11 protein-coding genes are annotated in these 13563 nt (G+C 46.1%); 7 read left to right on the forward strand and 4 right to left on the reverse strand.

The window, feature by feature from the left end; genetic code table 11:
• Positions 1–177 precede the first annotated feature (177 nt).
• On the forward strand, positions 178–2859 hold the full coding sequence (locus KDM90_RS05950) for a DUF5011 domain-containing protein (protein WP_212674683.1): 2682 nt from the start codon (positions 178–180) through the stop codon (positions 2857–2859).
• An 877-nt stretch (positions 2860–3736) separates the two neighbouring features.
• Here the strand turns inward: KDM90_RS05950 and KDM90_RS18245 are convergent.
• The 4 genes from KDM90_RS18245 to gcvA form a co-directional block, all read right to left on the reverse strand.
• A complete protein-coding gene (locus KDM90_RS18245) occupies positions 3737–4252 on the reverse strand; it encodes a type II secretion system protein (protein ID WP_212674684.1) in 516 nt (171 codons plus the stop codon).
• Positions 4253–4310: 58 nt separating this feature from the next.
• The gene (locus KDM90_RS18250; protein WP_329605300.1) at positions 4311–4814 is read right to left on the reverse strand and encodes a type II secretion system protein; all 504 of its coding nucleotides are present in this window, start codon (positions 4812–4814) and stop codon (positions 4311–4313) included.
• Positions 4815–5204: 390 nt separating this feature from the next.
• On the reverse strand, positions 5205–5648 hold the full coding sequence (locus KDM90_RS05965) for a hypothetical protein (protein WP_212674685.1): 444 nt from the start codon (positions 5646–5648) through the stop codon (positions 5205–5207).
• Between the two features lie 105 nt (positions 5649–5753).
• Entirely contained in the window at positions 5754–6644 is an 891-nt protein-coding gene (gene gcvA / locus KDM90_RS05970; protein WP_212674686.1) for a transcriptional regulator GcvA, read from the reverse strand.
• A gap of 446 nt (positions 6645–7090) precedes the next feature.
• Between gcvA and KDM90_RS05975 the strand changes: the two genes are divergently transcribed.
• The 6 genes from KDM90_RS05975 (at position 7091) to KDM90_RS06000 (ending at position 13556) form a co-directional block, all read left to right on the forward strand.
• Positions 7091–8092 (forward strand): 2-dehydro-3-deoxygalactonokinase, encoded by a 1002-nt coding sequence (locus tag KDM90_RS05975; protein WP_212674687.1) that lies wholly within the window; start codon positions 7091–7093, stop codon positions 8090–8092.
• Positions 8093–8217: 125 nt separating this feature from the next.
• The gene (locus KDM90_RS05980) at positions 8218–8610 is read left to right on the forward strand and encodes a RidA family protein (protein ID WP_212674688.1); all 393 of its coding nucleotides are present in this window, start codon (positions 8218–8220) and stop codon (positions 8608–8610) included.
• A gap of 85 nt (positions 8611–8695) precedes the next feature.
• Complete coding sequence (locus KDM90_RS05985) at positions 8696–9886, forward strand: hypothetical protein (protein ID WP_212674689.1); 1191 nt, start codon at positions 8696–8698, stop codon at positions 9884–9886.
• Positions 9887–10660 (forward strand): SDR family oxidoreductase, encoded by a 774-nt coding sequence (locus KDM90_RS05990; protein ID WP_212674690.1) that lies wholly within the window; start codon positions 9887–9889, stop codon positions 10658–10660.
• 118 nt (positions 10661–10778) lie between these two features.
• Entirely contained in the window at positions 10779–12104 is a 1326-nt protein-coding gene (locus KDM90_RS05995) for a sugar MFS transporter (RefSeq protein WP_212674691.1), read from the forward strand.
• 147 nt (positions 12105–12251) lie between these two features.
• Positions 12252–13556 (forward strand): amino acid deaminase, encoded by a 1305-nt coding sequence (locus KDM90_RS06000; protein WP_212674692.1) that lies wholly within the window; start codon positions 12252–12254, stop codon positions 13554–13556.
• The last annotated feature ends 7 nt before the right edge of the window (positions 13557–13563 follow it).

Genomic DNA, 13563 nt, shown 5'->3' on the forward strand with positions numbered 1-13563 from the left:
TAAATTGAAGCAATAAAAATATCGAAACACAGAGTCTTAATCACGGTTTTCGAATACTGGAATTTTCAATAATGCTCTTGCTGAGTGTTATTGAGATCAGTTCAATCAAAATCCGTGCTATCGATAAATCGCCTTTTGTGATTTGGCCAACCCAAGTAAAAGAATGTGAAAAATAAAATGCAATCACGAGAAAAATTAAAAGACATAGTCCGATCAAAGCAACAAGTGACTAGCGTAGTGAATGGTGCAATTTTCTGTGGGACATTGCTCATGCTTGTACCTGCAAATGCACAAGTCAAAAACACTTTCGCAGAAGCTCCCTCCTCAAATTCGCTTGAGAACCTAAACGCAAATCAGTTCATTGCGAATCAACTCGGCTATCACTATCAACTTAGCGGTACGACAAATCTCTCGATTGCAGCGCAAAGCGACAATCGATTTGGTACTGGCGCAAATATTCAGGCTAACTATAGCGGTGAAGACATTGCCTTAAGTGGTCTTTATAGAAAACTACAACATGCTCATTACAGCCTAATGGGCGCATCAGCAAAAATTGGTTTTATGAACGTGACAGGCACTTATAGTACCGGTGCGCAATCAGCAAAAAAAGTGACTAATCACGACGACGCGAATGGCAATATTCAAGGTGACAAGAAAACCATAGCATTAACGTTCGCTGAGTTCGGCATTCTCAAGAATCTTGGTTTTAAATTCAGCCAAGCAAAAACCGATAGCAGGATCCTAAAAACCTCACAGGAAGTCATCACAGAGGTCAGCACCACAGATCTATCACAAATGATAGAAACACTGACCAAAACTTATCAACACAATATGACCGTGGATTGGACTGGTGGCAGAGCAAGAGATATTTCTTTGATCGGCGGATTGCTGTTTACACCGAACCACTATCTCGAGTTTTCGCTTGGCAGTCAACGTATCGATGCTGTCGATGCCAATACAAAATCCTCCATCGGTGGTCTGGGTTACTCCTATCTCCTGTCAAATGATGTGAAGCTTAAATTAGGCGCAACGTCGTCACATCAAAATCGCAGTATATTTTTCGAATATGCGCAAAGATTTGCAGATACGAGTGGCCAAGTTATCCTAGGTATGAAGCGCAATACCTATAGCAATAACATAGCGCCTAACACGATGTTTTACGCAGGTTTTTCTTGGACTTTCGACACCGTTAATCGCACATTTACGTCATTGACATCATCCATACATAACAACCCAAGTACCAATTTGCTCACCGCAATGAACTCCGGGCTGGTTGATCCGCAGGCGCTTGGACATATCAGAACAACACAAACAAAAAATCTCCTTAGTCAAAACGCAACATATACACCGAAGGCAATCACGGCGACGGTATCAAAACTCACAGTCCTACCTGATGGTCGCATTCAACTTACGTTCAATGCACCAGCGGCGAGTTCCATGTCGCCTACATCAATCGCAGAAATAAAAAATCCACCACCAGCGAATCAGAGTGTCACCTACACCGTAGACATTCGCAATGCAGACAACACAACGGAGAGCCACGTCGTCCCGACGGGCATGCTCACTTGGACATCTCCTCGAGCCTACAGTGCTGGCACCTACAGCATAGTTTTGAAAACCACTAATACGGTCAATGGAAAAGTTGCTTCCAGCATGAGCGACGTTCTTTCAGCCACAATATTGGGCGATCAAGCGGCACAGGTACAAGAGTTGAATATTATTAGCCTGAATTACCTTGATGCAATTATCAGTTATGGCGTTGTGGATTTAGATGGCGTACGCAATCAATCTTGGTCTGCCACGACAGCCAATGGTCAAGTCCTGAACATCGTCAATGACGAGAACAAAAAACAATTGACCATTACCGGGGCAACGCCAGGTAGTACGGTAACGGTAAAACACCAATTTGAGACCGCGATAAGGAAAGCTGACGGAACATTAAATTGGGTAGCAGGTGAGAAAAACACGCTTATTACGCTCAAACTCGCTAGTGATCATCCGACACAAATGGCGCTCGAGGTGAATGGAGTTACGTCTAACAGTGCTGTGGCGACATGCAATTTGACGGATGCTGATGGCATACAAAATGCCCTATGCAGCATCAAGGATGGTAACAACGTTTTGATAACGCAGTGGAATCCTAGTCAAAACAATCAAACAATCACCAATTTGCTTCCGCTAACGACCTATCAACTTTACGTGTCGGGTCAATCGGTAAAAATCAATCCAGACAACACCAAGACTTTTGCCGTAGCTGAAAAAAATCTAAGCTTTACCACCTTGGTTACACCGGACGCGCAGGCGCCCGTGATTACCCTCAATGGCGCAAGCACAATTAATGTCGTACAAGGACAACCCTACACAGAGTCAGGTGCAAGCTGCGTTGATAATAAGGATGCCACTTGTACTGTAGTGATTACTGGAAATGTCAATACAACAGTGGCCGCAGACTATACTCTCACCTATACAGCGACAGACTCCGCTGGAAATGTGAGCGTCAAAACAAGAACGGTAAAAGTAGTTGCGGCGATAGATACTCCAGCTCAAGTCACTCTTCCGTCTACAACGATCACGAAAACAAGCATTACCTTCTCAGGAGGATCAGTATTTGATATTGATGCAGCAGAAGGATTCAACTACAACATCCGGTATATCGTAAAAGATATGAGCGGACATATCGTGTCAAGCATGGCACTCAATCCAGGAACCAAATACCAATATATCATGCGATACAATGCGTGGAACAAGGTCACTAACTCCATCATCACTGGAATTGGCACAAGTCCAATCTTATTCACTACACAGGCAGATGAACCAACATTTTGTGAGCTATATCCAACCCACCCAAACTGCCAATAACTATCCCTGTTGGGGTAAATGGGCTCGCAATCAATGCGGATAGTGGTGATGGCATCGGCAAAAGAGTGAGCCCTAGATATTTTTCTGATGAATTCCCCAACTCCAATATTTGCAAAAGTGCGGCGATAAAAGAACAATGGAGGCGGCCAAAGACAATGCATAGAAATAAGCAATCTTCGTCGCCTTCGTTAAAAATAGTAAATTACCAACAGACTAATTATTTTCAACTAAATTTGAGGATGCCATTCGATGGGTATTTCATGGAATCGGAAAGAGCTTGATCGCAAGAAACTCTGTGCCAGCCAAGTGTATGAAACTGATAAAGCTTTCGACTCCAAAGCAAAAAAAAACAAACAAACGTTAACCTCACTTTTCAGTGGTTATTTTTTGTCGACATTGTCTGAATCAACAACATAGTGACGCTTGGGAGAAAGCACTGACACCAAGGAGGGTAAGCATCAGTCCTTGCTAGGTGAAAAGCCAATCTAAAAGGCGAAGAAAACATGTGCAAACTGTCGAGATAAAATTTGTTGTAACACAAAAAAATATCCACCGTTTTCCTTCGCTGTCAGACTGGGTATATCAGAGCAATCAGCGATGTGATGTTGAAGAAAATGATGCGTCTATTTTTTCCATTACGGCATCGCTACGCGAGAAGTATCGCAATAACACACCGTCTGCAATTGAGGGTGACGATACCAGCCCATCTTGCTTACATTGCCGAACAGATATGAGTCAAAAAAAATCGATGCGGTAAAAAAAATGGCAAGCCCGGATCACGGGACTTGCCATTTTGTTTGGACTTTACCTGTTCAATTCGACTGCTTGACTCTCACAGGTGATTCGGACTGGCGAATGAAGTATCCAAATTAGTCACCTAGCAGCCAGTCGTAACCAAAGTAAAAGTGGGACTCGCCGTCGCAGAGGCTGGCTCTGCGTACTTCACATAGCATGTCAATCCTTTTCCCGTTCCTGCAACGCTAACGGGAATTGCCGCAATCTCAGTCGTACTGGTTAAGGGTGAGTTCGCTGTCGCCGCGCTTCCTGCAGGAATGATCGTATAGTCGCTCGTGTTCAAACCTGCTGCCAAAGCTAAGTTGCTATCTGCTTTCGGATAACCAGAGGCAAAGGCGGTCGAAAATGTCACAACTGTGCCCTCCATCGTTACCGTAGTAGGGACCGGCGAGGTGACCAAATATTTACCTTTTGCCATCGATGCAACCGAAGTTAATGCTCCTTTCGCTGCTTTCAAAGACGCGATACGTGCATCGCCGCCAAGATCCGCAAATTTGGGCAGCGCAGTTGCTGCTAATATGCCCAAAATGACGATGACCACGATGAGCTCGATTAAAGTAAAACCTCTAGACTGACTGTAGTTAATACGATCATTCATACTATCTTCCTAAAAAAAGGAGAATCCCACACTGTAGATTGCTCTTAACCGACCTCGATTAGCAGCCTGTGGATGTGACGGCAAATGTCGGACTGCCCGTGGTCGTGGTCGGCTCTGTGTACTTGACATAGCAGGTCAATCCAGCGGGAGAACCCGACACACTCGCGGGTATCAATGCAATTTCAGTGGCGGTGGTGGCGGGTGAATTTGCGGTCGCAGCACTGCCCGATGCAACCAAGGTGTAATCACTCGAGCCTAATCCGGCTGCTTGCGCCAAGCCTGAATCTGCTTTCGGATATCCCGAAGCAACCACCGTCGCAAACGTAACTGTTGCGCCTTCAAACGTAACCGTCGTCGGCGCTGGTGAAGTCAGCAAATATTTCCCTTTGGCCATAGCAGAAACAGAACTTAAAGCCCCTTTGGCTGCTTGTAAAGAGGCGATCCGTGCATCACCACCAAGATTCGCGAACTTTGGCAATGCGGTCGCAGCCAAAATACCCAGAATCACAATCACCACAATCAATTCGATTAAGGTAAAACCATTCGATTTCGTCAGTTTCATAACCATTCCTGTATCTAGATAGGTGCAAATAATTAAAAATAATTAGGTCTCATTTGGGTAGACCTGCGGCAACTTTCAGTATCGCTGAACTCCTCTGGCTTGACAAGTCTGATTGACGAAAAAGCCCTTCAAAACAAAGTCTAGATGGGCCTCAAGAGGCGTCCCAATGTTGCCAACGTCAATTTACAAATGAATACTCAAACCGACATCCAGGCAACACCTATGGCGGACTTGATTAAATAAACCCTTGCGTCGATTGAATTGCAATCATGCTTACCCATCGTTCCATTCACCGATGCAACAGTGTGGATTTGCTTAATGTTGCCGGTCGAGGCAACGCCGACAGCTTGCCACAAAAAAAAGAGATGAAACGCGCAAATGCTTCAAAGGCTAGCTTTGAGGAATTGATGCCTCCGCGTAGAGACGCTGCCAATAGTGGTCTGCCATTCGCGTAACATGTTCACGCGAACGCGTGCCAATGACGATGATATTTTTTGCCAATCCCGACGACGCAAGAGCATGCCGCAAACATATCGACGAATCACCGAAAAAAGCTAACTCATCATAGACTTTGGCGCGAGGAGAAACAGGATCACTTTTTAAATTCTCCGGTCGATCGCGCACTGATTCAAGCGCAAACACCATGCAAGCACCCACTGTCGCACTTTGCTTGGTATGTCCATGACAACCTGGAAAACTGAGATCCATCATTTTTTGGATGAATTTTTTTCGAGATACCATCCAATTTGGATGGGTAGTTTGGCGTGGAGTCACACTCTCAGAAATAAGCCACTGACGATCAAAAACCACGACTTCTTCGGAAAACAAAGACATAAAAACATCATTTCATTCAAGCATTCATTACACAACAGCGGCATTTTCGGTGCCATTTTCGGCGTCATTATCGGCGTCACTATCGGCGTCACTAGTTGCGCTGTTTCAGCGCCCTTGCGCCTCATTCACCAGCCATTGATGAAACGCAAGGAAAGCTGGGTTCTCTTTCATATCAGCGGCATAGATCAAGTAGTAATCGAGTCGCAGCGGTGTCTCGACATTAAAAGGACGCACCAAGCGACCCGCTGCAATATCGTATTCCACCAACAACGCCTGCCCGAGCGCCACGCCTTGTCCATCAATCGCAGCTTGCAGCGCCATCAAAGCAAGCGTGAACAAAGGTCCTTTTCGGCTATGCACATCTTTATCCGTCACCCCCAAAGTGGCAAACCATGAATGCCAACTGGGATAATCTGGATCATTCATTGCACTGACTTCGTGTAATAAAGTTTGCCTACCTAGATCTGAAGGTTGCGACATCGCTTTTGCGACAGCAGGACTACACACAGGGAACACTTCCGTCGCAATAAATGGCTCGATCCGAAAATCGGCAAACTGAGTACGGCGAAAATCAATAGAGATATCGCAATCACGGTAACTTCGATCCACTTCCGACACGATCTCGACCCGGACGTGTGGATGACGATTTAAAAAGCGATAGAGGCGCGGAACTAACCACTTGGATCCAAATGAAGGCGGGACACCCACGCGCAACAGCACATTGTTATCATTTAGCAGTGCATCGGTTGCCTGTTGAAAAATCTTAAAACCTTCGCGGATGCGAGGCAAATAACGTTCGCCCGCTTCAGTGAGTTTCAACACATTATTACTGCGTTGAAATAGGTCTAAACCCAAAAAATCTTCCAACAACTTAATCTGATGGCTAACCGCAGCGTTCGTCACATGTAATTCTTCCGCAGCACGCGTAAAGTTCAGTCGCCGCGCGGCAACTTCAAAAACTTTTAATGCGTTTAATGGCGGAAGACGTTTCGACATAGTAGCCTCATTGAAAAACGATACCATATCAGAACTTCATTTAATAAAATTTAATGAATGCTTGAAATTTAATTGTTGTTCTGAAGCAGGCTTAATCGGGAGAAATAATGCTAAGATTTTGCCCATAAGCAAAAAGAAAAACCAAACATAAACCCTCCTCTACGCCGCACCACGTCTCATTAGTTATCAAAAACATCAATTACTAAAAATTTTCTCATTTATTTTTTCTTAATGACATCTCAAATATTCCTCGCTTGCCCACCTCGCATTGCCCCGTTAAGCTCACAAACATCAATTCGAGCGTGATGATGATGAATTTTGTGCGTGCCTATTCCTCCAAACAAGAACGCCAATCAACGATTCTCGGCTCGGCTAACAGGTGCTGTTCGTGTTTGCTCCAAACATTTCAAACAACGCCCTCCCATTTCATTTAGGTCTTATTAGACATGACTTACATTATTACGATTGATACCGGCACTACCAATACCCGTGTGACTCTTTGGCTTGATGGCAAAGTGGCAGCGCATCAAGCTTGTGAAGTCGGTGTACGTGACACAGCCATCACGGGTAACCGAGAAAAACTCCAAAAGGGTGTACGCGATACGATACAAAAGACCTTAGCGACAGCCAAGGTCGATGCCGAGCAAATCGATCTGGTAATCGGTTCCGGCATGATTAGTTCAAATGTAGGCTTATTTGAATTACCACATGTACCTGCACCGGCTGGCTTGCAACAACTGGCGCGTGGCATGGTCTCTGTCACCATTCCCGAAGTATTTACCAAGCCCATCTGGTTTGTACCTGGCGTGAAGAATGTTGTTGAAAATATTGGCTTACATAACTGCGAAGCCATGGATATGATGCGAGGCGAAGAAGTTGAAGTGATGAGCGTGATCGAACAACTCGCCATTACTGGCCCAGCCATGATGGTGATGCCCGGCTCGCACTCCAAGTTTGTTTGCATCGACGAGAAAAATCGCATTACTGGTTGCGTCACGACGCTTGCCGGCGAATTAATGTATGTGATTACCCACAATACTATCTTGGCACAATCTCTCGATGCCCAATTCGCCCACTCGATCAATGAGGAAATGCTTCTGGCTGGCGCGCAATCCGCTCAGACCATAGGACTGGGACGTACCTGTTTTAACGTTCGCACACTCGACCAATTCACGATTTATGAACGGAATGATCGAGCAAATTTCTTGCTCGGTGCAATCCTCGGTGCCGACTTATTGACACTCAAAAACAGCACTGCAATCAAAATGATGCCCGGCACACCCGTCGTCATTTGTGGCAAACCTATCATGAAAGAAGCACTCGCCATTTTGATTCAAAACGACGATTATTTTTCAGGAAAAATCACGGTGGTCGCAGACGAAACGCAAGCGCACCTTGCGGGACAGGGAGCGATCTTGGTTGCAACTGCTCGCGGCCTAGTTAAGTGAATGAAGTAAATTAGGAAAAATACCCATACGTTGTTCTCACGTGAAACAAGTATGCTCCGCTGCTGCAAAACCCAAATTAATCCATCTCTCTATCTTTTTTCGCCAATCAACCTCCATCAACAATCATGACTAACGACATTCAACGCTTTGGCAATATTCCTTCTGGTGCTGGCGGTCAACGCCTGCCCTTTTCTCCTGCAGTTAGGGCGGGCGATTTTGTATTCTGCTCAGGTCAAGTGGCGATGAAAGAAAATGGGGAGATCGAAACAGGTGGCATCGAATCGCAAACCCGTCGCACCATGGAAAACGTCAAGAAAGTATTAGCGTTGGCTGGCTGTGAATTAAGCGACGTAGTTAAAGTCTGTGTCTGGCTCGACGACACGCGCGATTTCTGGACTTTCAATCGTATCTACACCGAATATTTTGGCGAACATCCACCAGCCCGCTCATGCGTGCAATCTGCAATGATGGTGGATTGCAAAGTCGAGATCGAGGTCACGGCGTATAAACCCGTTTAGTCTTCAAAAACCACCGAGCCGACCACAAGCCTAGCCAACTCAAAAAGTCGCACCGTGCTCGCACCCTAGTATTTTAGAGGAAGTCATGACGCAATCCCCCTATCGTTCGCTCTATACCTATGCCTGGGACATCGCAGATGTCGGCGTTACACAATTTGTCGATGAAGTGATCGCAATGGGCATCACCGACATTAGTTTGGCAACGGCCTATCACGCAGGCAAATTTATACGTCCCCATGCGAAGAATCCACCACGGGTGATTTTCCCTGAAGATGGCGTCACGTACTTTAATCCTGACTTAACTTCTTATGGTGACATAACGCCGTTAGCGCATAGCGACGCAACAATACGTGAAGTATTGCCTGCATTACTCAAGGATGGCAGAGTCCGCGTCCATGGCTGGACTGTACTACTTCACAATACGCGCCTTGGCACGACATTTCCGCAATACACAGTCAAAAATGCGTTTGGCGACCCTTACGTCTACAGTCTCTGCCCTATGCAAGACGCGGTGTTCGACTACGCGGTCAATTTAAGTCGCGATTTGTGTGAACAACATCGCATACATAGCATTATCTTGGAAACACCAGGATGGCAACCATACGGGCATGGTTATCATCACGAATTTGCTCAAGTGGCAAGCAATGCATGGTTAGACAATATGTTGGGAATGTGTTTCTGCAATGCCTGCAAACAAGCCGCAAAAAACAAACATATCGAAATCGACGCGTTACAGCAAAGAGTCCAAGCGACAATAAGCAATTACCTCTCACTTCCTGCTAACGCGCAAGGTGATCAAGCAGCGTCCTGGACGCAATCGGATTTATTAAGCGATGCCGATCTATTTGCGTTCATCAGTTTACGACAAGATCGTGTGACACAATTAGTGACTGCAATTAAAGCAGCGATTCCCGCTGCATGTCAGTTAGCCGTGATCCCAACCGTGCAACGCCCAACCTCGGCATGTTGGACCGAGGGAAGTGATTTACGCGCACTCGCCGAAGTTGCCGACTACATCGAAATTCCTTTTTATGAACCGAATGCGCATCGCGTGATTGCCGATGCATGGGAATGTCTGCGTCAGATCGCACACCCCAACAAAGTACGTGCGATTCTCCGACCTGGCTTCCCTGATCTGAATCATGGTGCAGATTTGCACGCTGCGATCAGAGGTATCCAAGCCCAAGGTGTACAGGATTTCGCTTTCTATAATTATGGGCTACTCCCGCAGTACCAACTCGACCATTTAAGCGACACACTCAAGGAGATAGAGTAAATGGCGCGAAATATTTTAATCACAGGCGCATGCGGCGGTATTGGTCGCGCTCTGTGCCAAGCGTTTATCAATGCGGGTGACCACGTCTACGCGCAAGATCGTGAGCCTACACAATTGCAAGAATTGGTCTCACATCTAGGCGATCAGCAATGCACCCCAGTACTTGCCGATATCACTGACTTCGATGCACTAAAACAGGCATTGCAATCGGCCGTCTCAAGGCAAGGAGAGGTACATGTCCTGGTTGCCAACGCTGGCGCCGCACAAGCGCTGACTTTGCGCAGTACGACGGAAGAAAGCTGGAAAAAAGATATGGATCTCAACCTGAATGGGACATTCCATACCGTTGAAGCTGTTCGACCCGCGATGCAAAAAGCAAGAAAAGGTAACATCGTCATTATTGGTAGCGTCAACGGCATGACTTCATTTGGACATCCTGCGTACAGTGTGGCAAAAGCAGGCTTAATCAGCTACACCAAGGCACTTGCAATGGAATTTGGTCAGTTTGGCATTCGAACAAACATGGTTTGCCCCGGCACAGTCAAAACCCAAGCCTGGCAGGCAAGAGTGAAAAAAAATCCACAAGTGTTTGAAGATTTAAAGAAATGGTACCCGATACGAGATTTTGCAACACCCGAAGACATCGCCGACGCCGTCATGTTTTTAGCCTCTGATGCCGCTCGAGTCATCACAGGTGTCGTGCTTCCCGTCGATGGAGGGCTGATGGCAGGAAACCAAGTATTTGCTCGAGAATTAACTCAAGAAGAAATCTAGACTGAGCGAAGCTGAAAAAATATAAATCAAGAAAACAGCGATGCAGAGACATCCGCTTCGATAAACCCAAAGAGACATTCTCAAACAACCGAGAACCATTGATAAAAACGGAAAAACCATGACCATCAACGCACCAGCATCGCAATCCAAAAAGCAAGTCGTCGTCGCCATGTTCTTCATCGCTCTCCTGTTCTTCATTCTAGGATTCGTCACATGGCTCAATGGATCACTCATTCCTTTTCTTAAAATCGTCTGTAATCTAAATGATTTCCAAGCCCTATGGGTGACTTTTGCTTTTTATATTGCTTACACTGTAATGGCATTGCCCTCCGCAGCGGTACTCAGCCGGATTGGCTACAAGCATGGCATGACAGCCAGTCTCGGTGTGATGGCAGTTGGTGCACTGATGTTTATTCCTGCCGCAAAAACGAGTTATTACGGCTTATTCTTGCTCGCTTTGTTCACACTCGCGACAGGCATGACCTTGATGCAAACGGCGATCAATCCCTATATTGTTTGTATCGGATCGCGCGAAAGTGCTGCAATGCGTATCAGTATTATGGGTTTATTCAACAAGGGTGCTGGGATTGTTGTGCCGATGGTTTTTTTTGCTTTGATCTTATCGGGTATCGATCAATCGTCCACTTCCAGCGCAACTTTGGCAGCCATGGATCAAGTTGCGCGTGAGACTTTACGTGCAGATTTGGCGTCACGTCTCGTCACCCCTTACATCACCATGGCGATCGGACTCGTTCTTTTTATGCTAATCATTCACTTCTCATCTTTGCCCGATTTAGATTTGCAAGATGAAACAGAAAGTAACACAACGCGCTTTGGTGTTTTGCAATTTCCACAGTTGGTCCTAGGTGCGGTAACGTTATTTGCCTATGTCGGTGTCGAAGTCATCGCTGGCGATACCATTGGACTATATGGACAACATTTGGGTGTACAGCACTTTATCAAACTCACTTCCTACACCATGGGATTTATGGTCTTAGGCTACTTGGTCGGCGTCATTGCTATACCTAAATTGCTCTCGCAAAAAAGTGCGCTGATTTTGTCGGCTGTTTGTGGATTACTTTTTTCTCTCGGTGTTATGAATAGCTCGTCCACTGATAGTGGAATCGCGCAAGCATTAATAGGTTGGGCAGGCGTCCCGATGGTACCCAATTCCGTCATGTTCCTAGCGATGTTAGGATTTGCGAATGCCTTGGTCTGGCCGGCAGTCTGGCCTCTTGCACTCGAAGGCTTGGGAAAGTACACAGCGGCTGGCTCTGCCTTATTGATCATGGGCATATCAGGCGGAGCGATCTTGCCAATGGTGTATGGCCATTTCTCTGATACGAGCGGAGCGCAAAGCGCGTACTGGGTGATGCTGCCTTGTTATGCCATGATCTTGTTCTATGCCTTAAAAGGCCACAAAATCACAAGTTGGAAGTCATAAACAAATCCACAGCATGGCGGATCCGTTCCGCCATCTAAAATGGCATATGTAGTCGCTTGCGAAGCCATTTCCTGCGCATGGCCGAATCCCAAAAATCAACTCGCATTCCCGCATCACCCTAAATGCAAAATTAATTTAAAAAGTATCATGCTTAATCTCCGCATCCTAGAACAACAAATTCTATTGCCAGGTACCAAAGGCTTGGCTTTGACCCAGCCTCTACAGCAACAAAATATTGGCGAACAACGCTGGAATGTACTCAATGCCGATACCAGTTTTCCGGTAGCGGTGCTGAAACATTCTGCGTTACAGCACAATTTGCAATGGATGAAAAATTTCTGCGAGACCATGCATGTCGTGCTCGCGCCGCATGGCAAGACGACGATGTCACCGCAACTGTTTGATCTACAGTTAAAAAACGGTGCGTGGGGAATTACCTTAGCAACCGTGAATCAAACCTTAATTGCCCATCGCTATGGCGTCAAACGCATCTTATTAGCCAATCAGTTGATCAATCGGAGTGATACCCAAGCCGTTCTAGCACTTCTGAAAAACGACCCTGAGTTTGATTTTTTTGCGCTGACTGATTCACTCGAAGGTGTGCACCGCTTGGAACTCGAAGTTCAACGATCTGGATTAGAGCGTCCACTTCCCTTGTTGGTTGAACTAGGGTTCCCAGGTGGACGTACAGGCTGTCGAAGCCAAACTGACGCTTTATCCATCGCTCGCGCAATTAAGCAAAGTCCTTACTTAACGCTGGCCGGCATTGAAGGCTATGAAGGCCTAATTGTAGGCAAACACCGAGAACAAGATTTAATCGCCGTGAAGTCGTTCATCAATGACCTAATCGCCTTAACCCAGCAAGCTGATCAAGAGGGTTTGTTCGGAGCGAAAGAAATTTTACTTTCCGCAGGGGGATCAGCCTATTTTGATTTAGTAGGACGAGGTTTTGAGCAGATAACACAACTTTCGCGCCCAACGACGGCAATCTTACGTAGTGGTTGCTATGTCACTCACGACCATGGTTTTTATAAGCATTTATTAGACGACATGCAAGCGCGCGAAAGCGCAGTCGAAGTGGATAATTTACGTCCTGCCTTAGAAGTCTGGAGCATGGTTCAATCACGTCCCGAACCCGACTTAGCGATTTTGACGATGGGCAAACGCGATGCTTCGTATGATATTGATTTACCGCTCCCATTTCAGACCCATAGACCCGGTAGTTCATCCATGCCAACTAAATTACCAGGTGGCTGCAAAATTGAAAAAATGAATGATCAACATGCCTATCTGCGGCTACCAAAAGACAGCGATATTTGCCAAACTTTACAAGTTGGCGACTTGGTTGCGTGTGGCATTTCTCATCCTTGCACCACATTTGATAAATGGCCACTCATCCTCGTGGTAGATGACCGATATCAAGTCGAATCGGCTATCAATACTTTTTTCTAATAATCTA

Source organism: Affinundibacterium fentianense (genome assembly GCF_018139545.1).
Classification (GTDB): domain Bacteria; phylum Pseudomonadota; class Gammaproteobacteria; order Burkholderiales; family Burkholderiaceae_D; genus Undibacterium; species Undibacterium fentianense.

Coding starts and splice junctions, on each gene's coding strand:
- KDM90_RS18245 (WP_212674684.1), bottom strand. CDS start 4,252: ATGAATGATCGTATTAACTACAGTCAGTCTAGAGGTTTTACTTTAATC.
- KDM90_RS05965 (WP_212674685.1), bottom strand. CDS start 5,648: ATGTCTTTGTTTTCCGAAGAAGTCGTGGTTTTTGATCGTCAGTGGCTT.
- KDM90_RS18250 (WP_329605300.1), bottom strand. CDS start 4,814: ATGAAACTGACGAAATCGAATGGTTTTACCTTAATCGAATTGATTGTG.
- KDM90_RS05985 (WP_212674689.1), top strand. CDS start 8,696: ATGACGCAATCCCCCTATCGTTCGCTCTATACCTATGCCTGGGACATC.
- gcvA (WP_212674686.1), bottom strand. CDS start 6,644: ATGTCGAAACGTCTTCCGCCATTAAACGCATTAAAAGTTTTTGAAGTT.
- KDM90_RS05995 (WP_212674691.1), top strand. CDS start 10,779: ATGACCATCAACGCACCAGCATCGCAATCCAAAAAGCAAGTCGTCGTC.
- KDM90_RS05980 (WP_212674688.1), top strand. CDS start 8,218: ATGACTAACGACATTCAACGCTTTGGCAATATTCCTTCTGGTGCTGGC.
- KDM90_RS05975 (WP_212674687.1), top strand. CDS start 7,091: ATGACTTACATTATTACGATTGATACCGGCACTACCAATACCCGTGTG.
- KDM90_RS05950 (WP_212674683.1), top strand. CDS start 178: ATGCAATCACGAGAAAAATTAAAAGACATAGTCCGATCAAAGCAACAA.
- KDM90_RS05990 (WP_212674690.1), top strand. CDS start 9,887: ATGGCGCGAAATATTTTAATCACAGGCGCATGCGGCGGTATTGGTCGC.
- KDM90_RS06000 (WP_212674692.1), top strand. CDS start 12,252: ATGCTTAATCTCCGCATCCTAGAACAACAAATTCTATTGCCAGGTACC.